At 71.8% G+C, this 25,641-nt stretch carries 25 protein-coding genes; 10 read left to right on the plus strand and 15 right to left on the minus strand.

Annotated features, from left to right (window positions below; all coding sequences use genetic code 11):
- Window positions 1-6: 6 nt before the first annotated feature.
- The gene (gene mgtA / locus SACTE_RS15045; RefSeq protein ID WP_014046884.1) at window positions 7-2,679 is read right to left on the minus strand and encodes a magnesium-translocating P-type ATPase; all 2,673 of its coding nucleotides are present in this window, start codon (window positions 2,677-2,679) and stop codon (window positions 7-9) included.
- A complete protein-coding gene (locus SACTE_RS15050) occupies window positions 2,672-3,031 on the minus strand; it encodes a metalloregulator ArsR/SmtB family transcription factor (protein WP_019992578.1) in 360 nt (119 codons plus the stop codon). Before SACTE_RS15050 ends, mgtA begins: the two co-directional genes overlap by 8 nt.
- 287 nt (window positions 3,032-3,318) lie before the next feature.
- Between SACTE_RS15050 and SACTE_RS15055 the strand changes: the two genes are divergently transcribed.
- The gene (locus SACTE_RS15055) at window positions 3,319-3,585 is read left to right on the plus strand and encodes a GlsB/YeaQ/YmgE family stress response membrane protein (protein ID WP_014046886.1); all 267 of its coding nucleotides are present in this window, start codon (window positions 3,319-3,321) and stop codon (window positions 3,583-3,585) included.
- A 43-nt stretch (window positions 3,586-3,628) separates the two neighbouring features.
- Here SACTE_RS15055 and SACTE_RS15060 read toward each other — a convergent pair whose 3' ends face one another.
- Window positions 3,629-4,213 carry a TerD family protein gene (locus SACTE_RS15060; protein WP_014046887.1) on the minus strand — a complete coding sequence of 195 codons (585 nt, stop codon included), beginning with the start codon at window positions 4,211-4,213 and terminating at the stop codon, window positions 3,629-3,631.
- Between the two features lie 121 nt (window positions 4,214-4,334).
- Window positions 4,335-4,910 carry a TerD family protein gene (locus tag SACTE_RS15065; RefSeq protein WP_014046888.1) on the minus strand — a complete coding sequence of 192 codons (576 nt, stop codon included), beginning with the start codon at window positions 4,908-4,910 and terminating at the stop codon, window positions 4,335-4,337.
- Window positions 4,911-5,084: 174 nt separating this feature from the next.
- Here SACTE_RS15065 and SACTE_RS15070 point away from each other — a divergent pair, with 174 nt between their 5' ends.
- Window positions 5,085-5,468 carry a BlaI/MecI/CopY family transcriptional regulator gene (locus tag SACTE_RS15070; RefSeq protein ID WP_014046889.1) on the plus strand — a complete coding sequence of 128 codons (384 nt, stop codon included), beginning with the start codon at window positions 5,085-5,087 and terminating at the stop codon, window positions 5,466-5,468.
- Window positions 5,469-5,473: 5 nt separating this feature from the next.
- Window positions 5,474-6,406 carry a M56 family metallopeptidase gene (locus SACTE_RS15075; protein WP_014046890.1) on the plus strand — a complete coding sequence of 311 codons (933 nt, stop codon included), beginning with the start codon at window positions 5,474-5,476 and terminating at the stop codon, window positions 6,404-6,406.
- Window positions 6,407-6,535: 129 nt separating this feature from the next.
- On the opposite strand, the gene SACTE_RS15080 is transcribed toward SACTE_RS15075, so the two are convergent.
- On the minus strand, window positions 6,536-7,093 hold the full coding sequence (locus tag SACTE_RS15080) for an NAD(P)H-dependent oxidoreductase (protein ID WP_014046891.1): 558 nt from the start codon (window positions 7,091-7,093) through the stop codon (window positions 6,536-6,538).
- Window positions 7,094-7,208: 115 nt separating this feature from the next.
- Here SACTE_RS15080 and SACTE_RS15085 point away from each other — a divergent pair, with 115 nt between their 5' ends.
- From SACTE_RS15085 to SACTE_RS15100, 4 genes are all read left to right on the plus strand, one after another.
- The gene (locus SACTE_RS15085) at window positions 7,209-7,865 is read left to right on the plus strand and encodes a TetR/AcrR family transcriptional regulator (protein WP_014046892.1); all 657 of its coding nucleotides are present in this window, start codon (window positions 7,209-7,211) and stop codon (window positions 7,863-7,865) included.
- 129 nt (window positions 7,866-7,994) lie between these two features.
- Entirely contained in the window at window positions 7,995-8,861 is an 867-nt protein-coding gene (locus SACTE_RS15090; protein ID WP_014046893.1) for an AraC family transcriptional regulator, read from the plus strand.
- Window positions 8,862-8,996: 135 nt separating this feature from the next.
- Window positions 8,997-10,913: a molecular chaperone HtpG gene (htpG, locus tag SACTE_RS15095; protein ID WP_014046894.1), complete on the plus strand. Its 1,917-nt coding sequence runs from the start codon at window positions 8,997-8,999 to the stop codon at window positions 10,911-10,913.
- A 394-nt stretch (window positions 10,914-11,307) separates the two neighbouring features.
- Window positions 11,308-12,102, plus strand: coding sequence for an SGNH/GDSL hydrolase family protein (locus tag SACTE_RS15100; protein ID WP_014046895.1), 795 nt, complete (start codon window positions 11,308-11,310; stop codon window positions 12,100-12,102).
- Between the two features lie 128 nt (window positions 12,103-12,230).
- Here the strand turns inward: SACTE_RS15100 and SACTE_RS15105 are convergent, their stop codons facing one another.
- Complete coding sequence (locus SACTE_RS15105; protein WP_014046896.1) at window positions 12,231-13,067, minus strand: methyltransferase; 837 nt, start codon at window positions 13,065-13,067, stop codon at window positions 12,231-12,233.
- An 89-nt stretch (window positions 13,068-13,156) separates the two neighbouring features.
- Between SACTE_RS15105 and SACTE_RS15110 the strand changes: the two genes are divergently transcribed.
- Together SACTE_RS15110 and SACTE_RS15115 are read left to right on the plus strand one after the other, a co-directional pair.
- Complete coding sequence (locus SACTE_RS15110; RefSeq protein ID WP_014046897.1) at window positions 13,157-15,034, plus strand: prolyl oligopeptidase family serine peptidase; 1,878 nt, start codon at window positions 13,157-13,159, stop codon at window positions 15,032-15,034.
- Window positions 15,035-15,170: 136 nt separating this feature from the next.
- Complete coding sequence (locus tag SACTE_RS15115) at window positions 15,171-15,944, plus strand: SURF1 family protein (RefSeq protein WP_019992577.1); 774 nt, start codon at window positions 15,171-15,173, stop codon at window positions 15,942-15,944.
- A 168-nt stretch (window positions 15,945-16,112) separates the two neighbouring features.
- Here the strand turns inward: SACTE_RS15115 and SACTE_RS15120 are convergent, their stop codons facing one another.
- From SACTE_RS15120 to SACTE_RS15150, 7 genes are all read right to left on the minus strand, one after another.
- Window positions 16,113-17,534 carry a hypothetical protein gene (locus tag SACTE_RS15120; protein ID WP_019992576.1) on the minus strand — a complete coding sequence of 474 codons (1,422 nt, stop codon included), beginning with the start codon at window positions 17,532-17,534 and terminating at the stop codon, window positions 16,113-16,115.
- Window positions 17,535-17,581: 47 nt separating this feature from the next.
- On the minus strand, window positions 17,582-18,157 hold the full coding sequence (locus SACTE_RS15125) for a SigE family RNA polymerase sigma factor (RefSeq protein ID WP_014046900.1): 576 nt from the start codon (window positions 18,155-18,157) through the stop codon (window positions 17,582-17,584).
- Window positions 18,158-18,516: 359 nt separating this feature from the next.
- Window positions 18,517-19,581 (minus strand): aspartate-semialdehyde dehydrogenase, encoded by a 1,065-nt coding sequence (locus SACTE_RS15130; protein WP_014046901.1) that lies wholly within the window; start codon window positions 19,579-19,581, stop codon window positions 18,517-18,519.
- Window positions 19,578-20,849, minus strand: coding sequence for an aspartate kinase (locus SACTE_RS15135; protein WP_014046902.1), 1,272 nt, complete (start codon window positions 20,847-20,849; stop codon window positions 19,578-19,580). Before SACTE_RS15135 ends, SACTE_RS15130 begins: the two co-directional genes overlap by 4 nt.
- A 309-nt stretch (window positions 20,850-21,158) precedes the next feature.
- Entirely contained in the window at window positions 21,159-21,818 is a 660-nt protein-coding gene (locus SACTE_RS15140) for a DUF5063 domain-containing protein (RefSeq protein WP_014046903.1), read from the minus strand.
- An 84-nt stretch (window positions 21,819-21,902) separates the two neighbouring features.
- Window positions 21,903-22,502 (minus strand): recombination mediator RecR, encoded by a 600-nt coding sequence (gene recR / locus SACTE_RS15145; protein WP_014046904.1) that lies wholly within the window; start codon window positions 22,500-22,502, stop codon window positions 21,903-21,905.
- 104 nt (window positions 22,503-22,606) lie between these two features.
- The gene (locus SACTE_RS15150; RefSeq protein ID WP_014046905.1) at window positions 22,607-22,942 is read right to left on the minus strand and encodes a YbaB/EbfC family nucleoid-associated protein; all 336 of its coding nucleotides are present in this window, start codon (window positions 22,940-22,942) and stop codon (window positions 22,607-22,609) included.
- Between the two features lie 372 nt (window positions 22,943-23,314).
- Between SACTE_RS15150 and SACTE_RS15155 the strand changes: the two genes are divergently transcribed.
- Window positions 23,315-24,103, plus strand: a complete 789-nt coding sequence (locus SACTE_RS15155; protein ID WP_014046906.1) for an SLATT domain-containing protein — start codon at window positions 23,315-23,317, stop codon at window positions 24,101-24,103.
- A gap of 51 nt (window positions 24,104-24,154) precedes the next feature.
- Here SACTE_RS15155 and SACTE_RS15160 read toward each other — a convergent pair whose 3' ends face one another.
- Window positions 24,155-24,805: a hypothetical protein gene (locus SACTE_RS15160; protein WP_014046907.1), complete on the minus strand. Its 651-nt coding sequence runs from the start codon at window positions 24,803-24,805 to the stop codon at window positions 24,155-24,157.
- Window positions 24,806-24,905: 100 nt separating this feature from the next.
- Window positions 24,906-25,625, minus strand: coding sequence for a GntR family transcriptional regulator (locus SACTE_RS15165; RefSeq protein ID WP_014046908.1), 720 nt, complete (start codon window positions 25,623-25,625; stop codon window positions 24,906-24,908).
- Window positions 25,626-25,641 lie beyond the last annotated feature (16 nt).

Genomic DNA, 25,641 nt, shown 5'->3' on the forward strand with positions numbered 1-25,641 from the left:
CGGCCCTCACCACCCCGGCGCGTCCTCCGCGTGCCGTCGCTCGTACCGCTTCCGGGCGGCCAGGAGGCCTGCGGCGTACAGGCCGAGGACGGCGGCGAGCAGCGGGTAGTACACCGGCGGCAGCGTGGTCAGGCCGAGCAGCGGGCCGAGCGGTGAGGGCGGCAGCAGCAGTCCGATGGCCGCCAGCGCCCCCGCGGCCCAGGCGACCGGACCCGGCCTGCGCCCCTCGGCACCACGGCGGCCGATGCGCAGGAGCAGCATCACCAGTGCCTGGGTGAGCAGGTTCTCCGTGAACCAGCCGGAGTGGAAGGCCGCCTCGTCGTCCCCCGTGCCCGGACCGTGCAGGGCGAGGGCCAGGACCGCGAAGGTGGCGAGGTCGGCCACGGCGTTGAGCAGGCCGAATCCGGTGATGAACCGCAGGAGTTCGCGCGGACGCAGCACGGTCGGCCGGCGCAGCGCCGAGGGGTGCGGGCGGTCGTGGACGAAGGCGAGCTGGGCGGCGTCGAAGCACAGGTTCTGCGTCAGCACCTGGACCGGAAGCATCGGCAGGAACGGCAGCAGCAGCCCGGCGGAGAGCATCGCGATCACGTTGCCGAGGTTCGAGGAGAGTGTGACGCGCAGATAGGTGGCGATGTTGCCGCTCGCGTGCCGGCCGGCGCCGATCGCGTGCGCGATCGCGGTGAGGTCCTTCTCGGCGAGCACCACGTCGGCGCACTCGCGGGCCACGTCGGCGGCGTCGCGCGGGGCGATGCCGACGTCGGCGGTGCGCAGCGCGGGCAGGTCGTTGACACCGTCGCCGAGGAATCCCACGGTGTGCCCGGCGGTCCGCAGCGCCTGGGCGACCCGGGCCTTGTGGGTGGGGGTGCAGCGGGCGAAGACCGTCGTGCGGTGGGCCGCCTCGGCGAGTTCGGTGTCGGTGAGCGCGTCGACGCGGTCGGCGGTGAGCACGGCGTCGTCGGCGACGGGGATGCCGAGGTCGAGGCAGGCGCGCACGGCGGTGCCGGGATGGTCGCCGGTGAGGATCTTGACGGTGACGCCCTGACCGGTGAGGACGTCCAGCGCGTCGGCGGCGGTCGGGGTGAGCGCGTCCCGGAGGGTGATCAGACCGCGGAAGGTGAGCCCGCGTTCGTCGGCCGGGGTGTAGTCGCGGGAGCGGGCCGGGCGCTCCGCGGTGGCGACCGCCAGGACGCGTACGCCGCCGTCGGCCCGCGCGGCGGCGAGGCCGCGCAGCCGTTCGCGCGCGTCGTCGGCGAGTGCGCAGCGCTCCAGGACCGCCTCGACGTCGCCCTTGACCACCAGCGTGTGGCGACCGAGGCGGCCGGGGGTGCGGACGACGGCGGTGGCGAGGCGGCGGAGCGGGTCGAAGGGGACGGCCGCCGTCCCGTCGTACGCCAGGAGCGCGTCCTCGTCGGCCGCGTCCAGGATCGCCTCGTCGAGGGCGTCCGGTACGGGCAGGTCGGCGAGCTGCAACGTCCACCAGGCGTTGACGGCGGCCCAGTGCAGGACGTCCGGGTCGTCCCGGCCGTCCGCCGCGAGGGCGCGGTCGACGACGGGGCGGTCCTGGGTGAGGGTGCCGGTCTTGTCCAGGCACAGGACGTCGACGGCGCCCACGTCGTGCAGTGCCGGCAGCCGCTTGACGATCACCCCGTGGGCACGCGCCAGCAGCGAGGCGCCACGGGCCAGGCAGGTGGTGACCAGCACCGGCAGCATCTCCGGCGTCAGTCCGACCGCCACGGCGACGGCGAACGGCAGTGTCTCCAGGCCGCGGCCGCGCAGCGCCGCGTTGGCCATCAGCACCAGCGGCGGGGTGAGCAGCATGAACCGGATCAGCGTCCAGGAGATGCCGTGCACGGAGCGGTCGAAGGCGCTCGCCTCCGTCGGGCCGCCGGACAGTGTCTGGGCGCTGGCGAACCGGGTGCGCGCGCCGGTCGCGGTGACGACCGCACTCGCGCTGCCCGCGGCGACGCTGCTGCCCTGGAAGCAGAGCTGCGGCTGATCGAACACACCGCCGCCGGTCGTGCCGGGCCGGTCGTCGGCGTACTTCGTGACGGGTGCCGACTCCCCCGTCAGCGCGGCCTGGTGCACCGTGAGCCCGCTCGCGCGCAGCAGCCGTACGTCCGCCGGGACCAGCTCGCCCGGACCGAGGCGGATCACGTCCCCCGGTACCAGCTCCTCCACGGGCGCCTCGCGGGCCGTGGCCGCGCTGTCCGCGCTCCGGCGCCGCAGCACGGTGGCGGTGGTGGCGACCAGCTCGCGCAGCCCGGCCATGGAGCGGTCGGCGCGGTGCTCGCCGGTCGCGCGCAGTACACAGCTCACGGCGACCAGCAGGAGGATCACCGAGGCGGTCCCCCAGGCGAGGACGGCCGCCGACACCAGTCCGAGGCATCCCAGGACCGCTGTGAACGGGTCCCGCAGGCTGCGTACGAACAACCGCGGCCAGGTCATCGGGCGCCGGGCCGGGACCGTGTTCCCGCCCGACCGGGCCAGCCGCTCCTCCGCCTGCGCCTCTGTCAGGCCGCGCGGGCCGCTGTCCAGGCGGCGCAGCACCTCCAGCACGGTCGGTGCGGCGGTTCCCGGGGCGGGCGCCGCGGTCCCACCGTGGCCGCGCGCCTGTTCCGGGACGGCCGCGGGTGCGGACGTCCCCGCGTCCCGGCCCGTGGCCGCGCCGGTCTCAGCCACCGGTCCCGGGCAGCCGGCTGACCGGTGCGTGTGCCTGGTGGGAGCGCACTGTCAGTTGCCCGACCATCACCCGGACCACGGTCACGATGTCGGGGTCGTCGACGTAGTAGACCTGGCGGCGGCCCTCACGGCGGGAGCGGACGAGTCCGGCGAGCTTCAGCTTCGCCAGGTGCTGGCTGACCGCGGGCAGCGCGCCGCCGACACGGTCGGCGAGGTGGGTGACGTCGCTCTCGCCCTGGGAGAGGGCCCACATGATGTGCAGCCTGGCCGACGAGGCGAGGAGCCCGAACGCGGCGGCCGCGTCCGCCAGGACCTCGGCGGAGGGGTCCCCGAAGCCGACGTTCTCCGTCAAGGTCTTCTCCGTCCCGCCCGCATCACAGCTGCCGCACACGCGCCGATCCAGTGTAGGCGCCCGGGAGCGGTGTCCTGGCTGCCGGTACGGGGAGCCCGGCCTTCCTCCCGCGGGTCGCGCGGGCGGTCGGCCGTGGGGCGGGGGACCGGCCGGATTGCCCGGTTGCCGTGGGCGGCCCCTCGTCAGGGCGGCAGAACTGTTCATATGATTGCGCAATCATGCAACTACGTGCGGGGTGGCCGTCCGCCGGACGGCCACCCCGCACGACCCGACTGGAGGACAACGACGTGGGCATCATCGGCTGGATCATCCTCGGCCTGCTCGCCGGAGCCATCGCCAAGATCCTGCTGCCGGGCCGCGACCCGGGCGGGCTGTTCGGCACCACGCTCATCGGTATCGCGGGAGCGTTCGTCGGTGGCTGGCTGTCCGCCCGCTTCCTCGACCGCCCGGTGGAGAACCAGTTCTTCGACCTCTACACCTGGGGCGCGGCGATCGGCGGCTCCCTGGTCCTGCTGGTCGCCTACCGCCTGCTGTTCGGCAACTCGCGCAACTGACCCGGCCGCGGGCCCGCCCGTCACGGTCGCGGGCCCGCCCAGGTCACAGGTGCGCGGCGACGGCCGGCAGCAGGTCCTGGAACGTCCGTCCGGCGGCGGGCTCACCGATGGCCTTCAACTGCCAGCCACTGCCCGTGCGGTGGAGCTTGGCCATGATCTGGGCGGTGGCCGTGCCGCCGCCGCTGAGGGTGTAGCGCGCGAGTTCCTCGCCGGTGTTCTCGTCGACCAGCCGGCAGAACGCGTTCTTCACCTCGGCGAAGGTCTGCCCGGTGAAGGAGTTGACCGTGAAGACGATCTGGTCGACACGGTCGGGCACGCGGCTAAGGTCGACGAGGACGACCTCGTCGTCGCCACCGGCGCCGTCACCACCCGTGAGGTTGTCCCCCAGGTGCCGTACGGAACCGTCGTCGCTGGTCAGGTGCTGGAAGAAGACCACGTCGACCATCTGTCCGGCGGCGAACAGCAGGGCCGCCGCGTCCAGGTCGATCTCCTGGGCGCCCGCCAGCTTGGCGAAGAATCCCTTGCGCTGTGCGGCCTGCCAGCCGAGTCCCATCCGTACGGCGGTCAGCGTGCTGCCGTCGGACTTGCTCAGGCTGATCTGCTGGCCCTTGTTCAGGTTGACCGACATGCGTCGTCGTCTCGCTCTCTGTCGCTGGATGATGCGGGGGCGGACGGCGCACGGCGCGCCGGCCCCGCCCCGCGTGAGCTCCGCCCGCCCGGGTCCTGCCCGCCGGACAGCCCGTCGCCGGTCAGACGTTGACCCCGTAGTCGGAGGCGATGCCCGCCAGCCCGGAGGCGTATCCCTGGCCGACCGCGCGGAACTTCCACTCGGCGCCGTTGCGGTACAGCTCGCCGAAGACCATCGCGGTCTCGGTCGAGGCGTCCTCGGACAGGTCGTAGCGGGCGATCTCGGTGCCGCCGGCCTGGTTCACCACCCGGATGAACGCGTTGCGCACCTGCCCGAAGCTCTGGCCGCGCTGCACGGCCTCGTGGATCGACACCGGGAAGACGATCTTGTCCACATCGGCGGGCACGGTGGCCAGGTTCACCTTGATGGACTCGTCGTCGCCCTCGCCCTCACCGGTGAGGTTGTCACCGGTGTGCTCGACGGAGCCGTCGGGGCTGGTGAGGTTGTTGTAGAAGACGAAGTGCTGATCGGAGACGACCTTGCCCGTCGCGTTCAGCAGCAGGGCGGAGGCGTCGAGGTCGAAGTCGGCGCCCGTGGTGCTGCGCGCGTCCCAGCCCAGGCCGATCACGACGGCGGACAGGCCCGGGGCCTCCTTGCTCAGCGAGACATTGCCGCCCTTGGACAGGGAAACACCCATGGTTCATCTCTCCAGACACGCGGTCGGTTCGGGATCCGAGGTCCGGACCCCGGTTAAAATCTACAACACTGTAGAAATAAACGGAGAGGCCGTGCACCGCGGGCATCGCGGCCCGGCCCCCCGCCCCGGCGCGGCAGTCGGCCCCGGGGGGCGGGAGCGGAAGGGGGAGAGCGCGTGACGGAGCCGGATCCGCACCGCCGGCGCAGGGCCCAGGGCGCGCTGGAGACCCAGGTGCTCGCGGCGCTGAACGACGCCCGGGGCCCGGTGACCGCGGGCTGGGTGCAGGAGCACCTGACCGCGGGCCTCGCGTACACGACGGTGATGACGGTGCTGGCCCGGCTGCTGGCGAAGAACGCCGTCACGCGCCGGCGGGAGGGCCGCTCGTTCGTCTGGGTGTCGGCCTCGGACGGGGCCGGGCTCGCCGCGCTCAAGATGCACCGGGTACTGGACGGCGAACAGGACCGCAGGGCGGTACTGGCACGCTTCATCACCGCGCTTCCGGCGGGCGACGAACAGGTGCTCCGCGAGCTGCTGGACCAGGCCGGCGACGAGGGCTGAGCCGCATGGGCATCTTCGTCTTCCTCCCGCTGGTCCTCCCCCTGACCGCCTGGCCAGTGGCCCGCCTGGCCGAGCAGCGGCTCCACCCCCGCACGGCCACGGTGCTGCTGACCGGCGTCTCCTCCCTCATGGCGCTGTGCAGCACGGTGTGCCTGGTACTGCTGATGGTGGTGGGTACGGCCCAACTGCCCGGCAACCCGCTGCCGGACGGCTGGTCCGACCCCGAGGTGCGCGCGAGCGTCCCGCACCACGAGATCGCCGGGAAGGCGGCGATCCCCGCACTGGTCGCTGTCTTCACGGGCTGCCTGTGCACCCTGCTGCGACACCACCGGGTGCGGCGGCGCGCCCATGAGGCCCTGGAGAGCCTGCCGCGCACCGAGGTGGCGGTGCTGCCCGATCCGCGGCCGTACGCCTACGCCCTGCCCCGGGGGCCGCGTGACCGCGTCGTGGTGTCCACGGCGATGCTCGCCTGCCTCGGCTCCCGGGAGCGCCGGGCGCTGTTCGCCCATGAGCGGGTCCACCTCGCCGCTCGCCACCACCGCCATCTGCTGCTGGTCCGGCTGGCCGCCGACGCGAATCCGTTCCTGCGCCCGCTGCGGACGGCCGTGGCCTGCACGACGGAGCGCTGGGCGGACGAGGAGGCGGCCCGGGCCGTCGGCAGCCGCAGGACCGTCGCCCGGGCGATCGGCCAGGCCGCGCTCGCCTCGCGCGGCGCTCCGGTGCCGGCGCTCGCGGCCTTCGCCGCCCCGGGACCGCTCCCCCGCAGGGTCGCGGCGCTGCTCGGCCCGGAGCCCGCCGTGCGCACCTGGCCGCCCCTCTTCACCGCGGTGGGCCTGGCCCTGTGGACCGCCGCGACCGGGGCCCTGCTGTCGGCGATGTTCTCGGCCAACTCGGCGGTCACCCTGCTGCTGCTCCTGCACGCGGCCACCCCCTGGTGACTGCCGCTCCTGCACGCGGCCACCTCCTGGTGACGCGTACGGCCCCTCCCCGGCTCGTGCCGGGGAGGGGCCGTAGGCGTCACGACGGTGGCGCGGCATCCTCGGCGGGCCGCCGTCGCTCCAGGTGGCTCAGGCAGCGGTCGGAGCGGCCTCGGCGACCTGGCGGAGCACCTCGGTCAGCGAGGTGACGACCTCGGCGTCGTCGGCCGGGTGGGTCTCGGCGAAGCGGGTCACGGAGCCGGGGATGGACAGCTTCACGTCGGCCAGCACCGCGCCACCGGCGACCCCGGCGGCCTTGCGGGCGTCGTCCTGGGCCCAGACGCCGCCGTACTGGCCGAAGGCCGTGCCGACGACGGCGACCGGCTTGCCGGTGAGGGCGCCGGCGCCGTAGGGGCGGGACAGCCAGTCGATGGCGTTCTTCAGGACGGCCGGCATGGTGCCGTTGTACTCCGGCGAGAACAGCACGAAGGCGTCGGCCTGGGCCGCCGTCTCGCGCAGCCGGACGGCGGCGGCGGGGACGTTGCCCTCGACGTCGAGGTCCTCGTTGTAGAAGGGCAGCTCGGCCAGGCCCTCGGCGATGTCGACGGTGGAGCCCTCGGGCGCGTGCTTGGCGGCCGCCTCGGCGAGCTGGCGGTTGTGCGAGCCGGCGCGGAGGCTGCCGACGAGGGCGAGGATGCGTACAGGCATGGGGGAACTCCTGGGTGAGGGAGGGCGTCGAGCAAGCGGACCGGAGTCCGTTTAACTTTCTACCACCTAAACGGACCACGGTCCACTTCCGCTGTTCAGGCGCTACCCTGGAGCCATGACCGGCCCCTGTGACCCTTCGTCCTCCCGGCCGCCCGAATCCGGCGACGCACGCGCCACCCTTCCGCTCGTGACCCTCGACGAGCCGGAGCGGCTGCGGGCGGACGCGGCCCGGAACCGCACGCTCCTGCTGGAGGCCGCCTCCCGCCTGATGGCCGGCTGCGGCGCCACGAATCTGACCATGGAGTCGGTCGCGGCCGCCGCGGGCGTGGGCAAGGGCACCGTCTTCAGGCGCTTCGGCGACCGGACCGGCCTCCTCATCGCGCTCATGGACCACCGGGAGGGGCTGCTCCAGGCGGCCTTCCTCTCCGGGCCTCCGCCGATGGGCCCCGGCGCTCCCGCCGTGGAGAGGCTGCACGCCTTCGGCCCCGCCGTCATACGTCACGAGCGCGAGCACCACGAGCTGATCCTCGCCTCCCGGGCCGACCCCTTGCGCACCTACGCCGTGCCCGCGACCCGCCTGCGGGTCAGCCACGTCGCCATGCTGCTGCGCCAGGCCCATGTGGCAGGCCATCCGGAACTGCTCGCGCACACCCTGCTCGGTTCGATCGACGCCGCCCTCGTACGCCATCTGACGACGGACCGCGGCATGTCGATCGAGCAGCTGGACCAGGGCTGGCACGACCTCGTCAGCCGGCTCGGCGCGCGGCCGTAGGACACCGGGCTTCCCGTGGCGTGACGGGAGCGCGCGGGGCCGTCGCACCCGACCGGAACGGGCACAGGATGTCGGGTGCGGCCTGACGGTCGCTCCGCACCATGGACGGGGAAAGAGAAGGAGATCCGGGTGCTGGAGCGGCTCCACGAAGCCATGGAGTACATCGAGGACCACCTCGACGAGCACGTCGAGGCGGCCGAAGCGGCGCGTATCGCGCTGACCTCGGAGTACCACTTCCGGCGGCTGTTCTCCGCGCTGGCGGGCCTGCCGCTGTCGGAGTACGTCCGGCGCAGACGGCTGACGATCGCGGGCGCGGAGGTGCTGGCGGGGAAGCGGCCGCTGCTGGAGATCGCGGTGCGCCACGGCTACGGCTCCGGGGAGGCGTTCGCCCGCGCGTTCCGCGCGATGCACGGCGTCGGCCCCGGCGAGGCCAGACGGACGGGCGCGAGCCTGCGCTCCCAGCCACGGATGTCCTTCCGCGTCGTCGTCGAAGGGACCAGCAGCATGCGGTACAGGGTCGTGGAGAAGGGGGAGTTCCGGGTTGCCGGGAAGAAGGCACGCGTCCCCCTGGTGCACGAGGGGCCGAACACCGCGATCGCCGACTTCGTGCGGAGCATCGGCCAGGACGTGCTGCGGCGCGTCGAGGGCATGTCGGACCAGGAGCCGGAAGGGATCGTCGCGGTGAGCGACGACCTGGACGCCTCGCGCGCCGAGGGGACCGAACTCGACTACTACCACGGGGTGGTGACCGGGGACGAGGTCCCCGAGGACCTGGACTCGCTCACCGTGCCGGCCGGGACCTGGGCCGTCTTCGAGAGCTCCGGGCCCTTCCCTCGGACACTCCAGTACCTGTGGCGGGACGTCTTCACCCAGTGGTTCCCGTCCAATCCCTACCGGAGCCGGCCCGGGCCGGAGATCCTGCGCACCCGGCTGTCGCAGGACGCCTCGCACGCGGACACGGAGCTGTGGATCCCCGTGGAGCGTACGGAGGTGTGAGCCGTCCGGCGTGCGTGGCGGACCCGCGCACGCCGGCCCGGCGGGAACCCTCACGATCGGCCCACCGGCACGACAGCGGCTGGTTACGATATGCCTCGGTCATCCGACATACCGATGGAAAGGGATCCCGCACCCATGCCGGCCGAAACATTCGAGTTCCAGGTGGAAGCACGTCAGCTCCTGCAGATGATGATCCACTCGATTTATTCGAACAAGGATGTCTTCCTGCGCGAGCTCATCTCCAATTCCTCTGACGCGCTGGACAAGCTGCGGCTGGAAACTCTTCGCGACGACACCCTCCAGGCGGACACGTCCGACCTGCACATCTCCATCGAGGCCGACAAGGAGAAGCGCACACTGACCGTGCGCGACAACGGCATCGGAATGTCGCACGACGAGGTCGTGCAGCTGATCGGGACCATCGCGAATTCCGGAACGGCGAAATTCCTGCGGGAATTGAAGGAAGCAAAGGACGCCGCTGCTTCCGAGGAACTCATCGGGCAGTTCGGCGTCGGTTTCTACGCCAGTTTCATGGTGGCCGACGAGGTCACGCTGGTGACCCGGCGCGCGGGCGAGAGCCAGGGCACGCGCTGGAACTCCGACGGCGAGGGCACCTACACCGTCGAGTCCGTCGACGACGCCCCCCAGGGCACGTCCGTCACCCTGCGGCTCAAGCCCGAGGACACCGAGGACCAGCTCTTCGACTACACGTCGCCCTGGAAGCTCAGGGAGATCGTCAAGCGGTACTCCGACTTCATCACCTGGCCGATCCGCATGGCCGCCGCGGCGCCCGGCGAGGACGGCGCCGAACCGGCGGTCGAGACGGTCAACTCGATGAAGGCGCTGTGGGCGCGGTCCAAGGACTCGGTGACCGCCGAGGAGTACAGCGAGCTGTACAAGCACATCAGCCATGACTGGACCGACCCGCTCGAAACCATCCGCATGCAGGCGGAGGGGACCTTCGAATACCAGGCTCTGCTCTTCCTGCCGTCGCACGCCCCGCAGGACCTCTTCATGCAGGGGCACAAGCGCGGGGTGCAGCTCTACGTCAAGCGTGTCTTCATCATGGACGACTGCGAAGCGCTCATGCCGACGTATCTGCGGTTCGTGAAGGGTGTCGTCGACGCCCAGGACCTGTCGCTCAACGTGTCCCGGGAGATCCTCCAGCAGGACCGCCAGATCGAGATGATGCGGCGCCGCCTGGTCAAGAAGGTGCTGTCGACGGTCAAGGAGATGATGTCCGCCTCCCCGGAGAACTACCGGACCTTCTGGAAGGAATTCGGCCGGGTCCTGAAGGAAGGCCTCCTCCAGGACTTCGAGAACCGTGACGCACTTCTGGAGGTCTCCTCGTTCGCCTCCACCCAGGACGAGGAGGGGCTGACCACCCTGCGCTCCTACGTGGACCGCATGAAGGAGGGCCAGGACCAGATCTACTTCATGACGGGCGAGTCCCGCGCCGCCATGGAGAGTTCGCCCCACATGGAGGCGTTCCGGGCCAAGGGCCTGGAGGTCCTGCTGCTGACCGACCCGGTGGACGAGGTCTGGGTCCAGTCCGTGCCGGAGTTCGACGGCAAGCAGTTGCAGTCCATCGCCAAGGGCGAGGTCGACCTGGACAGCGACGAGGAGAAGGAGAAGGCCGAGGCGGAGCGTGAGCAGCGGCAGCAGGAGTACGCCGGTCTGCTGGCCTGGATGACCGAGCAGCTGGGCGACAGCCTGAAGGAGGTACGCCTCTCCTCACGCCTCACCGTGTCGCCGGCCTGCATCGTCTCCGACACCCACGACGTCACCCCGGCCCTGGAGAACATGTACCGCGCCATGGGCGAGGAGGTGCCGCACATCAAGCGCATCCTCGAACTCAATCCCTCGCACGCGCTGATCAGTTCGCTCCGGAAGGCGCACGCGGCGCTCGGCTCGGAGCCGGACGCCGGCACGGAGCTGGCCGAGACCGCCGAGCTCGTCCACGGGCTGGCTCTCCTCTCCGACGGCGGCGAGCTGAGCGACCCCGCCCGCTTCAGCAGGCTGATGGCCGACCGACTGGAGCGCACGCTGTAACGGCACACCCTTCTCCCGGACCCGCGGCCGCCAGGAATCCCTGGCGGCCGCGGTCGTGTCCGGGGGCGCCCCCTCGTGGGCGGCGACCACGCGCGGCGACCGGGGACGTGAGAGCGGGGCAGGCCGGATCGGCCGGGCCGCGAGCGGCGGCGGCGCCGGGGCCCGAGGGTGACACAGAGGAGTCGGAAGGGCGACGCTTCGGACCCTCAACTTCACTCGTTCGAGGGCCGGTTGGGGGTTTATCTACGCGCGGAGCGCTCTCGCCCGAACGAGCATTCGGGCATATCAGACGACTTCTTTCCTGCCCATTACCGACGGGTACCGGGAGCTGCTACAAACGTGCTCGCCCCACGAACTCCCCACCCGTCCCCCACATCTCGAAGGGCTGACTGCCGTGTCAGTACGTACCTTCTGGGCCTCCGTCTCCACCCTCGCGATCGGCGCCGTGGCCGTGCTCGGCCTGGCACAGCCGGCCTCCGCCGCAGGCGCCAACTACGTCGCTCTCGGTGACTCCTACTCCTCCGGAGTGGGCGCCGGGAGTTACACCTCCGAAAGCGGTGACTGCCAGCGCAGCACCAAGTCGTACCCCTACCTGTGGGCGGCCGCGAACGCGCCGTCGTCCTTCACGTCCGTCGCGTGCTCCGGTGCGACGACGTCCAGCGTGTCCAGCGGCCAACTGGGTGCGCTGTCGTCGTCGACCACGCTCGTCAGCGTCACCGCGGGAGGCAACGACGTCGGCTTCGCGGACGTCATGCAGACCTGTGTGCTGCAGAGCGAGGCCACCTGCGTCGCCCGCGTCAACACCGCTGTCTCGCAGGCGCAGAACACGCTTCCGGCGAGGCTCGACTCGCTGTACAGCGGCATCCACACGCGCTCCCCGCAGGCCCACGTGGTGGTGCTGGGTTACCCGCGCTTCTACAAGCTCTCGGGCAGCTGCATCGCCGGGCTCACCGAGAACGAACGCAGCGCGATCAACAACGCCTCGGAGATCCTGAACGGGGTGATCGCCAAGCGGGCGGCCAACGCGGGGTTCACCTTCTCCAGCGTGGTGGACGAGTTCACCGGGCACGAGCTCTGCTCGGGCGACCCGTGGCTCCACAGCGTGACGCTCCCGATCACCAACTCCTACCACCCGAAGGCCATCGGGCAGTCGAACGGATACCTGCCCGCCTTCCGTTCGGTGGCGTAGGGCACGACGTCCCGCCGCTCACGCGTGCCTCGGCGCCACCCGGATGATCCGGGTGGCGCCCCGCGCTTCCTCCACGGGCGGCCGGGCCACGGCTGAGCCGGCGGATGGAGTGGTGGCCTGGCGGCCCGTCAGCCGGCCGGTGGACGCGATGCCTTGAGCGAGTACATCATCGGGATCCGCGGGCGGTCGGCCGGGAAGCGGTAGTAGCCGTCCGCGTGCCGGCGCAGCGCCTGATAGCGGGCGAAGAGCGTGGCGTCGTGCTCGTGCAGGAAGTCGATCCGGAGCCCGGCCGCCGCAAGGGCGGACACGACGTCGCCCAAGGGGTGCTGCCATTCGACGCTGCGGTTGTGGACGGTCTCGGCGGCGGGGTCGGCGTAGGTGCCCGGCGTCTCGTCCACCCACGCCTCGCGGCTGAAGTAGTCGTACGCGACGGTCGAGCCCGTCTCGTCGTCCAGGCAGTCGGTCAGCGGATGGAACTCCGCGAGGTAGAGGAAGCCGCCCGGACGGACCAGGGACGCGGCGGTCTCCGCCCAGCGGTCCACGTCGGGCAGCCAGTTCAGCGCGCCCACTCCCGTGTAGACGATGTCGTACGCCGGGTCCGGCACGGCCTCCGCCGCCTCGTACACGTCGGCGGCCACGAACATCGCCCGCTCCGGCGGGAGATCCAGCGACCGGGCCAGTCCGCGGGCCGTCTCGACGGCGGGCTCGGAGAAGTCGAGACCGACCACCTGCGCGGCGCCGTGGCGCGCCCACGACAGGGTGTCCAGCCCGATGTGGCACTGCAGGTGCAGAAGGGTGCGGCCCGTCACGTCGCCGACCTCCGCGATCTCGAAGTCGCGCAGGGCCTCCCTCCCGGCGAGGAAGGAGTCGAGGTCGTAGTAGTCGCCGGCCGCGTGGACGGCCACGCGTTCGTCCCAGCGTGCGCGGTTGGCCTGGCGCCAGTCGTCCGGTGTCGGTGCGTACATGCCGGGAAAGTTACCCACAGGCTGGGGGCGGGCGCGATCGGTTATCCACAGGCTCACCGCGGACGGGGCCCATCGGGTTGTATGGGGCCATGAGCGACGCACAGAACGACACGTCCGCACACGAACCGGCGGCAAGGCCCGGGCCGAAGGAGCCGAATCCGGGGTGGGAGCAGCTGCCGCGGTGGGAGCAGCGCTTCCGCGCACCCCGGGTGTCCCTGCCCGACTGGGCGCAGGACGCGCCCGAGCGCTCCCTGTTCGTGTCCAACGCCACCGGCACGTACGAGCTGTACACCTGGGACCGGGCGTCCGGGAAGCAGCGCCAGGTCACGGACCGGCCCAACGGGACGACCGACGGGGTGCTGACGCCGGACGGCGGGTCGGTCTGGTGGTTCTCCGACACCGACGGCGACGAGTTCGGCGTATGGATGCGGCAGCCCTTCGAGGGCGGTCCGGACGAGCCCGCTGCGCCCGGTCTCGGACCGTCCTACCCGGCGGGGCTCGCGATCGGCCGGGACGGGACGGCGGTGATCGGGCGGTCGACGGACGAGGACGGCACGACGATCCACGTCGTGCGCCCCGGGGCCGAACCCGTCGAGATCTACCGGCACCGGGAGTCCGCCGGCGTCGGGGACCTCTCCCGGGACGGCACGCTGATCGCTCTGGAGCACACCGAGCACGGGGACGCCATGCACTCCGCCCTGCGCGTGGTGCGCCCCGACGGTTCGACGGTCGCCGAGCTGGACGACACGGAGGGCGGCACGAAGGAGCTGGGCCTGTCGGTGCTGGGCTTCGCCCCGGTGGCCGGCGACACCCGGCTGCTCGTCGGCCACCAGCGGCGCGGACGCTGGGAGCCGATGATCTGGGACCCGGTGGCCGGGACCCAGACGGACCTGCCGGTCGAGCTGCCCGGCGATGTGGGCGCCGAGTGGTATCCCGACGCGTCGGCCCTGCTCGTCGAGCACAGCTTCGAGGCGCGCAGCGAGCTGTGGAGGTATGAGCCGGGCGCCGAGGGGCCGGTGCGTGTGGAGACCCCCGCCGGGACGGTCTCGGGCGCCACGGCCCGGCCCGACGGCTCGGTGGAGTACCTGTGGTCGTCGGCCGCCGAGCCGCCCGTCGTGAGGTCCACGACCGGTGCCGTCGTCCTCGATCCGCCGGGGGCGAAGGCCCCGGCCTCCGAGCCGGTGCGGGACGCGTGGGTGGAGGGGCCGGGGGGACGCGTGCACGCCCTGGTGCAGACTCCGGCCGCCGGGGAAGGCCCGTTCCCCACGGTCTTCGAGATACACGGTGGCCCCACCTGGCACGACAGCGACGCCTTCGCGTCCGGTCCCGCCGCGTGGATCGACCACGGCTTCGCCGTCGTGCGCGTCAACTATCGCGGTTCGACCGGGTACGGCCGTGCCTGGACGGACGCGCTGAAGCACCGGGTCGGGCTGATCGAGCTGGAGGACATCGCGGCGGTCCGGGACTGGGCGGTGGAGTCGGGGCTCGCCGATCCGGCACGGCTGGTCCTGGCCGGAGGCTCGTGGGGCGGCTACCTCACCCTCCTCGGGCTCGGGACGCAGCCGGATGCCTGGGCCCTGGGACTGGCCGCGGTCCCGGTCGCCGACTACGTCACCGCGTACCACGACGAGATGGAGGCGCTCAAGGCGATGGACCGTACGCTGCTGGGCGGGACGCCGGAGGAGGTGCCGGAGCGGTTCGAGGCGTCGTCCCCGCTGACGTACGTGGACGCGGTGCGCGCGCCGGTCTACATCTCGGCCGGGGTCAACGACCCGCGGTGTCCGATCCGCCAGGTGGAGAACTACGTGGACCGGCTCGCCGCGCGGGGCGCGGTCCACGAGGTCTACCGCTACGACGCGGGGCACGGTTCGCTCGTCGTGGAGGAGCGGATCAAGCAGGTCCGGCTGGAGCTGGACTTCGCGCTGCGGCACCTCGGCAAGGGGGAGGTGGCGGGTCCGGCCTCGTGACCGGGCCCCCGTCGGTGGACGGGACGGGCCGGCCGGGGCGGGAACGCCTGCGCGCAGGGCCCCGGAGCCCATAAGGTCCGGATAAATGGTGCACCCCGCTCCGGGTGTCCGGAGCGGGGAACCGTACCGTGGAGGGGTGTACCGGTTCCTGCTGACCCCGCGATGGTGGGGGATCAACCTCTTCGTCGCGCTGGCCATTCCGTTCTGCGTGTTCATGGGCACCTGGCAGCTCGGCCGTTTCGAGGACCGCGTGCAGTCGCACGAGGAGGCCGAGAAGCGTCCCGACCCCGGGACGAGGGCCGTGAAGCCGCTCGACGAGCTGCTGCCGGTCAGCACGGAGACCTCGGGTCGCCCCGCCGAGGCGACGGGGACGTACGCCGACCAGTTCCTGATCCCCGGCCGCAAGCTGGACGACCGGTCCGGCTTCTACGTACTGACGCTGCTGCGCACCGACGAGGGCAAGGCGCTGCCGGTGGTACGGGGTTGGCTCCCCGGTACACCGGACGGCGCCGAGGTCCCGGCGGCTCCGGCCGGCGAGATCACCGTGACCGGCGATCTGCAGGCGTCGGAGAACACCGGCAGCGACGGGGTGAACGTCCGGGGCGGCCTGCCCGAGGGCCAGTTGGGCATGATCAGCGCGGCCTCGCTGGTGAACCTGGTCCCGTACGACGTCTATGACGCCTGGGTGACCCTGGCCGAGCCCGAGCCGGGGAGCGCGGCCATGGAGCCCGTGCCCGCCGCCGCGGCACCGGGCAGCGGGCTGGACCTGAAGGCCTTCCAGAACCTCGGCTACACCGGTGAGTGGTTCGTCTTCGCCGGCTTCGTGCTCTTCATGTGGTTCCGGCTGATGCGCCGTGAGGCGGAGGCGGCCCGCGACGTGCGGCTGGGGCTCGCGGCCGACGCCGACTGAGCCGGACCTGACGGACACGAGCGCCCTCGCCGTGACGGCCGGCACCGTCGGGGCAGGCCCGCATCGGCAGATGTGCCGGGAAGGCCCCGCCCGGACCGCCGCCGCGGATCCGCCGACGGCGCCTCCCGGCACACACCGGCGACGACCGTCCGCGACGGCGCCCGCCGGCTACGAGGCGTTCAACACTCCGGTGCGGTAGATGGTGCCCGCGCAGGCGTGGGAGATCGTGGTCTCTGCGGTCGGCGCCCCCGTCTCCGGGGTGTGCGTCACCGCGACACTGCCGTCCACCGGGACGTCGTCGGCGCTGCCGAACTGCGCCGCCGTGTCCGAGGACCCCGCGGCGGAGCCCCCCGCCGTTCCACCGGTACCGCCGCCGCCGTCGCCGTCCGTCGGCGTCGGGGAGGGCGAACTGCCCGTGGTCGGACAGGTGTCCGAAGGCACCCACGCGAAGCGCACCTCGTAGGCCATCGCCGGCTTCAGCAGCACCGCGCCCGGTTCCGTCGACGGATGCGGCAGCCCGCTCGCCGCGTCGCCCGCCGCGTGCTGGACGACGGTGATCTTCAGCGGATCGGCCGCGCCCACCGCCTGGAATCCGACGGTGCCGTTGCTCGTGACCGAACAAGGCTTGCCGGACACGTTGGAGATCCGGAAGCTTCCGTACACCTTGCCGTCCGGCCCCGGCGCACCCGACTCCGCGGACGCGACACCGAGCTGGCTGGGGGCGCAGGCCGGCATGGCCGCCGCCTCGACCCCCGGAGTGTCGTCGAGACCGGCGGTGCCGGTGCCGTCGGAACCGGTACCGGCACTGGGCTTCGGGCTCTCGGACGGGTCTTTCTCGCCCTCGGTGCCCTCGTTCTGCCGTGCCTCCGGGCCGGTGGGCCGCTCGCCGCCCGTGTCCCTACCGGCGTCCTGGCCGTTGCCGCCCTGGGCCTGCTCGCCATGGCCGGCGATGGACGGGTTGGCGGCGACCGAGCCGTCCGAGTTCGCCACATGGACGAAGGCGGGTACCGCCGTACCGATGAGAAGGGCGGCCGCGACGGCACCCACCACGGCCTGGCGCCGCCGTGCCCGGCGGGCGGGCACGGCTCGGTGCAGGTGGTCGAGGGTTCCGTCGGCCGGCTGGAGCCCCCGCACGGCGCCCTGCATCATGCGGCGCAGGGCCGCCTCGTCCACGTCGGCGTCGTCCGGGGTGGCGTCCAGGGCGCCGCCGAAGAGCGCGGTCAGTGTGCCGCCGGTGCCGGGCCCGCTTCCGCCGGACGCACCACCGGACGCACCATCACCGGAGGACGCACCGCTATCCGCCGCACCGCCGTCGGGCGAGTCCGGTGAGGACCCGTCCGTCTCCGCATCGTCGGCGTCCGCGTCGTCGGCCTCCGCACTGTCGGCCTCCGCGTCGGGCGCTTCCTCGGCGGCCGCCGAGCCGGCGGCCGTATCGGCGCCCGGCGTCCGTGCACCGTCGGCCGGAGCGCCCTCCCCGGCCGAGGCCGGGCGCCCGGCTCCGGCGGGCCCGCCGTCGCCCTCACCCGCGTCCCCCGCACCCGCCGTCGGCTCCGGATCGGTGTTCGGAGTGTTGTCCGGCCCGTGGTTCACAATCCCGTTTCCAGTCCGGTCATCGTCGTGCCTGTGTTCCGGCCTGCTCATGCCTGCGCCTCCATCGTGACGCGCAGTGCCGCTATGCCCCTCGATCCGTACGCCTTCACCGAACCGAGCGATATGCCCAGGGTCTCCGCGACCTGAGCCTCCGTCATGTCCGAGAAGTAGCGCAGCACCAACACCTCGCGCTGGCGGCGCTGGAGCCCCTTCATCGCCTTGATCAGCGCGTCCCGCTCCAGCTGGTCGTAGGCCCCCTCCTCCGCGCTCGCCATGTCCGGCATCGGCTTGGAGAGCAGCTTCAGCCCGAGGATGCGCCGACGCAGCGCGGAACGGGAGAGGTTGACGACGGTCTGCCGGAGGTACGCCAGGGTCTTCTCCGGGTCGCGCACCCGGTTACGCGCCGAGTGCACCCGGATGAACGCCTCCTGGACCACGTCCTCGCAGGACGCCGTGTCGTCCAGGAGCAGGGCCGCGAGGCCCAGCAGCGAGCGGTAGTGGGCGCGGTAGGTCTCGGTGAGATGGTCGACCGTCGTTCCCGCCGCCACCGTCTCCTCAACGCCCTCGCGCTGCGACGGCAGACGTGCGGACCGCGCAGCGGGCATGGGGGCGATCACCGGCATGCCGCCGGCTGCGCGGGGCCGCCGGAGCGGACGCACCGAAGCGCCTCGCAACGGGCCCACCACTGTGATGTCGAGAACCTCTGCCACGCCAGTTGGACACGCTTCTCCCCGTCAGGGTTGTACGCGTACGGCACCGCGTTGGATGCTGTGCGACATGCCCTCATTCGTACCTGCTCTTCCCCAAATGCCTCATATACGCATCCAGTCACGCAAGAAGTGACGACGTAGACGCGCCGCATCCGACTAGCGGTTGCACGAGGCCAGGGGATCATCGTCCGACACCGCAACGCCCCAGCTCAAGAGGTTCAGACCAGCGAATCGCTCACAGGGCGCACACAGATCCTACAAAACAGTTTCGATCAATCCCGGGGAAATTCGGCAGCGATCGATTCGGCGATCTGAGCCGCATTGAGTGCCGCACCTTTTCGGAGATTATCGCCGCAGATGAACATCTCGACGGCGCGTGGATCGTCCAACGACTGCCGCACCCGGCCCACCCAGGTCGGGTCGGTACCCACCACGTCCGAGGGCGTCGGGAAGTCCCCGGACGCCGGGGAGTCGAAGAGCACCACCCCGGGCGCGGTCGCCAGGATCTCGTGCGCACGCGCCACGGCCACCTCGCTCTCGAAGCGGGCGTGCACGGACACGGAGTGCGTCGCCACGACGGGGACGTACACGCAGGTCGCCGCGACCTTCAGGTCGGGCAGACCGAGGACCTTCCGGCACTCCTCGCGGATCCCCAGTTCCTCGGAGGACCAGCCGTCACCGGCGTCCGTACCCGCCCAGGGCACCACGTTCAGCGCGACGGGGGCGGCGAAGGGGCCGCCGCCCCCGTCCCCCAGGGCCCGCCGTACGTCTCCGGGGCTGGTGCCCAGCTCCGTACCGGCCACCAGCGCCAGTTGTTCACGGAGGGCGGCGACGCCGTCCCGGCCGGCACCGCTCACCGCCTGGTAGGACGAGACGACGAGCTCCCGCAGCCCGAACTCGGCGTGCAGGGCGCCGACCGCGACGATCAGCGACAGGGTGGTGCAGTTGGGCGACGCGACGATGCCGCGAGGTCTGCGCCTCGCGGCATGGGCGTTGATCTCCGGAACGACCAGGGGTACGTCGTCCTCCAGCCGGAACGCGGCCGAGTCGTCCACGACCACGGCCCCGCGGGCTGCGGCGACCGGCACCCACCGGGCGGACACCTCGTCCGGCACCAGGAACAGGGCCACGTCCACCCCGTCGAAGACCGTCTCCTCGATCGGGAGCACCTCGGTCTCCTCGCCGCGTACGACCAGCTTTCGGCCGGCCGCACCCGGCGAGTCGACGAGTCTGACCTCGCCCCAGACGTCCGCGTGCTGCGAGAGGATCTGGAGCATGACGCCGCCGATCGCCCCGGTCGCACCCACGACCGCGAGCGACGGGCGGCGCCGGGTCATCGTCCGGTGCCGCCGTAGACGACGGCCTCGTCGGAGTCGCTGTCGAGCCCGAAGGCGGTGTGCACGGCGCGCACGGCCTCGTTGACCTCGTCGACCCGGGTGACCACCGAGATGCGGATCTCGGACGTCGAGATCAGCTCGATGTTCACACCGACGTCGGACAGCGCCTCGAAGAAGCCCGCGGTGACCCCCGGGTTGGTCTTCATGCCAGCGCCGACCAGGGAGATCTTCGCGATCTGGTCGTCGTAGCGCAGCGACTCGAAGCCGATGCCGGCCCGGTTGCGCTCCAGGGCGTCGATGGCCTTGCGGCCCTCGGACTTGGGCAGCGTGAACGTGATGTCCGTCAGACCGGTCGAGGCGGCGGAGACGTTCTGCACCACCATGTCCATGTTGATCTCGGCGTCCGCGATCGCGCGGAAGATGGCTGCGGCCTCGCCCGGCTTGTCGGGCACACCGACGACCGTGACCTTGGCCTCGGAGACGTCGTGGGCGACTCCGGAGATGATGGCGTGCTCCACCTGCTGGTCCCCTTGCGGCTCGTTGCTGACCCAGGTGCCGCGCAGTCCGGAGAAGGACGAGCGGACGTGGATCGGGATGTTGTAACGGCGTGCGTACTCGACGCAGCGGTGCAGCAGCACCTTGGAACCGGACGCCGCCAGCTCCAGCATGTCCTCGAAGGAGATCCAGTCGATCTTCCGGGCCTTCGACACGACCCGCGGGTCGGCGGTGAAGACACCGTCCACATCGGTGTAGATCTCGCAGACCTCGGCGTCCAGCGCGGCGGCCAGGGCGACAGCGGTCGTGTCGGACCCGCCGCGGCCGAGGGTCGTGATGTTCTTGCCCTCCTGGCTCACGCCCTGGAACCCGGCGACGATGGCGATGTTGCCCTCGTCGATCGAGGTCCTGATGCGGCCCGGCGTGACATCGATGATGCGCGCTTTGTTGTGGACCGAGTCGGTGATGACACCGGCCTGGCTGCCCGTGAACGACTGGGCCTCGTGGCCCAGGTTCTTGATCGCCATGGCCAGCAGGGCCATGGAGATCCGCTCTCCCGCGGTCAGCAGCATGTCGAACTCCCGACCGGCGGGCATCGGAGATACCTGCTCGGCGAGATCGATCAACTCGTCCGTCGTGTCGCCCATCGCGGACACCACGACAACCACCTGGTTGCCGTTCTTCTTGGCATCGACGATTCGCTTGGCGACGCGCTTGATGCCCTCGGCATCGGCTACGGAGGAGCCTCCGTACTTCTGCACGACAAGGCCCACGTGCGCTCCTCGCTCAATAATGGTGCTGTCGGCTCAGTTTAACGAGCAGTCCGGAATCGACCCGTCTTTACCAGATGGTGAGATGTCCCGCTCACCACGTGGTCCGGCGTGTCGGCCCGAACTGCTCGTAGGGAGCTGCTGCCCACCGCGCCCACCGGGCACGCCTTTTGTGGCCCAGGACACACGGGCCACACGGGCCACACGGGCCGCACCCACACCCGCACCCGCACCCACACCCACACCCGGCAGCGTCGGCCGAGCGTCATCGGCCGCGCGGCGCGCGATTCGCTCCGAGCCGGGCGAGAAGCCCTAGTTGACCGGCCGCAGCCCCAGGGGCCCGGCGATCTCCGCGGCCATCACGCGGCCCGCCTCCTCGGCCAGGTCGCCGTCGCCCGGGTCCTGGTCGGTGTCCAGCCCGTCCAGCTCCTCCAGCGGCTGGTTCAGCCGGATGTGCGCGATCAGCGACTGGAGGGCGCGCAGGGCGGCGGACGCGGTGGAGCCCCAGTTGGAGAAGTACGAGAACTGCCACCACCACATGGCCTCCGCCGTGCGGCCCGCCTCGTAGTGGCCCAGCCCGTGGCCGAGGTCCGTGACCAGGTCGGCCAGGTCGTCGGAGATGCGGTGCGGGACCGGAGGCTTACGGGGCTCGTACGGGTCGAAGACCTCGGAGTAGACGTCGATCGGCTCCAGCAGGGTGGCGAAGCGCTCCCGCAGCCCGTCGGCGTCCGGCTCGGCGCCGAGGTCCGGCTCGTAGCGCTCGTCCGGGAGGATGTCCTCGTACGCGCCGAGCCGGCCGCCGGCCAGCAGCAGCTGCGAGACCTGGAGAAGGAGGACCGGCACGGCCTCCTCGGGCTCATCGGCCTTGGACACCTCGGCGACCGCGACGATGAACGTTTTGATCTGGTCCGCGATCTGGACGGCGAAGTCGTCCGGGTCCTGCGTGACGGAGTTCAGCGTGGCGTCGGACATCGAGGGGACCTCCCGGTGGGCGCGGTCGCGAACGGTGGGTAGAACGTAGCGTCGCCCCGCGTAAGGACGACGTCAGATGCCGGATCACACATCGAGCAGCCGCCTCCCCTCGAACGCGCGGCCGAGGGTGACCTCGTCGGCGTACTCCAGGTCGCCGCCCACCGGCAGGCCGCTGGCCAGCCGGGTCACCCGCAGGCCCATGGGCTTCACCATGCGGGCGAGGTAGGTCGCGGTGGCCTCGCCCTCCAGGTTGGGGTCCGTGGCCAGGATCAGCTCCGTGATCGTGCCGTCCGCGAGCCGGGCCAGCAGCTCCCGGATGCGCAGGTCGTCGGGGCCGACGCCCTCGATCGGGCTGATCGCGCCGCCGAGCACGTGGTAGCGGCCCCGGAATTCCCGGGTCCGCTCGATCGCGACGACGTCCTTGGGCTCCTCGACCACGCAGATGACCGTCCGGTCACGGCGCGCGTCCCGGCAGATGGCGCACTGCTCCTGCTGCGCCACGTTGCCGCAGACCTCGCAGAAGCGGACCTTGTCCTTGACCTCGAGGAGGGCGTGGGCCAGTCGGCGTACGTCGGTGGGCTCCGCCTGCAGGACGTGGAAGGCGATCCGCTGCGCGCTCTTGGGACCGACGCCGGGCAGCCTGCCCAGTTCGTCGATCAGCTCCTGCACCACGCCTTCGTACAACGGAACGCCTTTCCTTTTCCTGCTCGTACCGTAGCCGGTACAGGCGGATGGCTACAGGGCCCCGGCCTGCCGGGACCGGGACCGACCGGGGGCCGGTCCGGGGGTCAGAAGGGGAGGCCCGGCATACCGCCCAGCCCCTGGGCCAGCGGGCCCAGCTTCTGCTGCTGGAGCTGCTGGGCGTTCTCGTTCGCCGCCTGCACGGCCGCGACCACGAGGTCGGCGAGCGTCTCGGTGTCCTCCGGGTCCACGGCCTTCGGGTCGATCACCAGACCGCGGAGATCCCCGGAGCCGGTCACCGTGGCCTTCACCAGGCCACCGCCCGCCTGTCCCTCGACCTCGGTCCTGGCCAGCTCCTCCTGGGCCACGGCAAGGTCCTGCTGCATCTTCTGGGCCTGCTGGAGCAGCTGCTGCATGTTGGGCTGACCACCACCGGGAATCACGGTCACTCCTGGCATTTCGACGACGGATTGTTTCGGTACGCCGAGCCTACGTGTTCGCCGGACGGTGCGCCCCACCCGCCGGGGAGCAACTCTTTCGAGTGAGTTTCAAAAAGCGGCTGTCGTGCTCCTATACCTGACCAGAGGCCGTGCCCACCCGGGAATCCCGCGATTTCGACCCCGTGGCCCACCATTCGGCGGTAGGAAGGGCAGGCGTATCGCTACGCATACGCACCTCGCAGGTAACGCAGAGTTACACGGGTGGGGCCCAGGTCATATGCCGTGATCCGCCCCTTCCGTGTCCGTCCAGCCCGTGCCGATCCGCGTCACCACGCGCCGATACGCGCCGAACTCAGAGTGCAGAGGAGTGCCCCGGTGAGTCAGCCGGAGATGCAGCCCGAAGGGCCGCCCCGCAAGGAGTCCGGCGCGGGATCCGGCGCAGATACCGGAAGCGAGCGGTCCGGTGCGCGCTACGGTGCGGGGCCGCGCGACCTGACCGCCCGCGCCTTCCCCCTCGGCGACTGGGGTGAACCCGCCGAGCGGCTCGACGAGTTGTACCGCTGGGTCGAGGCGGGCGCCCTGCGGACCGCCGACTGGTATCTGCACGACCGGGTCCGCAAGCGGCGTCTGGCCCGCCTGCTGCGCCTCGGTACGGCGGTCGGTGTGGTCGCGGGCGCCGCCCTCCCGCTGCTGGACCTGACCGGGGAACTGCACGGGTCGGCCGGCTGGGGCTATCTGTCGCTGCTGCTGGGCGCCGCGTGCATGGCGTGCGACCGGTACTTCGGATTCACCTCCGGCTGGATAAGGAACCTCGCGACGGCCCAGGCCGTGCAGCGGCGCCTCCAGGTGCTGCAGTTCGACTGGTCCTCGGAGTGCGTGCGGGAGGTGCTCGGCCCGACCGAGGGCACGGCCAGCGAGGCCGCGGAGCGGTGCCTGGGGGTGCTGCGGAGGTTCTCCGAGGACATCACCGAGCTGGTCCGCATGGAGACGGCGGACTGGATGGTGGAGTTCCGGGCCGGGCCGGCGCCCATGGGCGTGCAGTCGCTGGTCTCGGGGGCGGTCGGCGGCCGCCCGGAACAGGGCACGCATCCCGGCCGCCTCACCATGCCCGCGGCCGTCCGTCCGAACATGCCGCGCCAGCGGCCGCCGGAGCCGCCCCGGTAGGTCCCTGGACACCGGGGCCGTCCCGGATCCCCGGGACGGCCCCGGAACCGGTCAGCCGAAGATGATCATCGAGCCCTGCGCGAGGCTGCGGGTGGCCGCGGCGTGCAGCCCCAGCCAGACGTGGCGCTCGCGGGCGAAGGGGCTGTCGTCGGGCAGCAGCGGCCCGGCCGGCTCTTCGAGCGTGGTCGGGCCGATCGGCGGGAGGGGGGCGGCCGGCGGGTTGGCCGGGTCGATGCCGATGGACGGGGCGACGGACTCCAGTTCCCGCAGCAGTCCGTGCGAGGAGCCCAGCGGACCGCCGCCCGCCAGCAGTTCGTCGTCGCAGAGCGGCGCGGGGAAGTCCACCGGGACGTACGCCCCGGCGTGGTCGTAGTGCCAGACCAGGTGGGACTGGAGCGCGGCCTGCTCGAACATCTCCAGCAGCTGCTCGTAGTCCCCGCCGAGTTCGTCGACGGGGGTGACGGCGAGCCCGCTCAACTGGAGCAGATGGGCGCGGCGCAGGAAGTGCAGGGCGTCGTAGTCGAAGCCGGCGACCGGGGCGACGTCTCCGGTGAGTCCGGGCATGTAGGCGTAGACGGGGACGGGGGGCAGCCCCGCCTCGCCCAACGCCTTGTCGTAGACGGCGATCTCTTCGGCGAAGGGGTTGTCGGGGCTGTGGCACAGCACATCGACGAGGGGGACCAGCCACAGGTCACAGGCCACGAAGTCTCGCTCTCCAACGGGTTCGTGCGATGGTCGGGACAGCGTAATGCGGCCCGGACCCGGCGCACAGGGTGCGGGGGCCCCGAGGCGCCGCGGGGCCTCAGCCCTCGTGGTGGCCCGGGTGCGGGGGGTCGTCGGCGGCCAGCCGGTCCGCCCAGCTCAGTCCGTGGGCGTGGTAGGCGTCCAGCACCGTCCGTACCGCGTCGCCGTCGGCCGCGGCGATCGCCTCCACCAGCTCCGGGTGGCCGTTCCACAGCCAGTCGCGCACATCCGCGTCGCCGCGCAGGTACGGGACGGCGAAGACCCATGCCTGCACCCGCAGCCGGTGCAGGAAGTCGGTGAGGTACGGGTTGCCGACGACCGCGCCCAGCTCCCGCCAGAACCGCAGGTCGTAGCCGATGAGGATGTCGAGGTCGCCCCCACGCGCCGCGCGCGCGGCCTCCTCGGCCCGGCGGCGTACCGAGACCAGGGCGGCCTGGTGGGTGACGAGCAGCCCGTGCACCGCGCCGGTCCCGTCGAAGATGCCCCGGAACACCGCGTCGATGACCAGGGCGCGGGCGTCCACCATCGACCGGTAGTCGGCGACGGTGAACTCCCGGACCCGGAAGCCGCGGTGCTGGTCGGATTCGAGCAGCCCCTGCGCGGAGAGGTCGAACAGCGCCTCGCGGACGGGGGTCGCGGAGACCCCGTACTGCTCGGCGATCTGCTTGACGGTGAACTCCACGCGTGGCTGGAGACGCCCCGCGAGCACCTCGTCACGCAGCGCGTCGGCGATCTGCTGCCGCAGCGTACTGCGGTTCACAGCTCCCCTCGCAGGCATGACGTGCCCCTCTCCC

It is taken from the genome of Streptomyces sp. SirexAA-E, from assembly GCF_000177195.2.
Lineage (GTDB): Bacteria > Actinomycetota > Actinomycetes > Streptomycetales > Streptomycetaceae > Streptomyces > Streptomyces flavovirens.

Coding starts and splice junctions, on each gene's coding strand:
- SACTE_RS15060 (WP_014046887.1), bottom strand. CDS start 4,213: ATGTCGGTCAACCTGAACAAGGGCCAGCAGATCAGCCTGAGCAAGTCC.
- SACTE_RS15065 (WP_014046888.1), bottom strand. CDS start 4,910: ATGGGTGTTTCCCTGTCCAAGGGCGGCAATGTCTCGCTGAGCAAGGAG.
- SACTE_RS15075 (WP_014046890.1), top strand. CDS start 5,474: ATGGGCATCTTCGTCTTCCTCCCGCTGGTCCTCCCCCTGACCGCCTGG.
- SACTE_RS15080 (WP_014046891.1), bottom strand. CDS start 7,093: ATGCCTGTACGCATCCTCGCCCTCGTCGGCAGCCTCCGCGCCGGCTCG.
- SACTE_RS15085 (WP_014046892.1), top strand. CDS start 7,209: ATGACCGGCCCCTGTGACCCTTCGTCCTCCCGGCCGCCCGAATCCGGC.
- htpG (WP_014046894.1), top strand. CDS start 8,997: ATGCCGGCCGAAACATTCGAGTTCCAGGTGGAAGCACGTCAGCTCCTG.
- SACTE_RS15105 (WP_014046896.1), bottom strand. CDS start 13,067: ATGTACGCACCGACACCGGACGACTGGCGCCAGGCCAACCGCGCACGC.
- SACTE_RS15110 (WP_014046897.1), top strand. CDS start 13,157: ATGAGCGACGCACAGAACGACACGTCCGCACACGAACCGGCGGCAAGG.
- SACTE_RS15125 (WP_014046900.1), bottom strand. CDS start 18,157: ATGCCGGTGATCGCCCCCATGCCCGCTGCGCGGTCCGCACGTCTGCCG.
- SACTE_RS15130 (WP_014046901.1), bottom strand. CDS start 19,581: ATGACCCGGCGCCGCCCGTCGCTCGCGGTCGTGGGTGCGACCGGGGCG.
- SACTE_RS15140 (WP_014046903.1), bottom strand. CDS start 21,818: ATGTCCGACGCCACGCTGAACTCCGTCACGCAGGACCCGGACGACTTC.
- SACTE_RS15165 (WP_014046908.1), bottom strand. CDS start 25,625: ATGCCTGCGAGGGGAGCTGTGAACCGCAGTACGCTGCGGCAGCAGATC.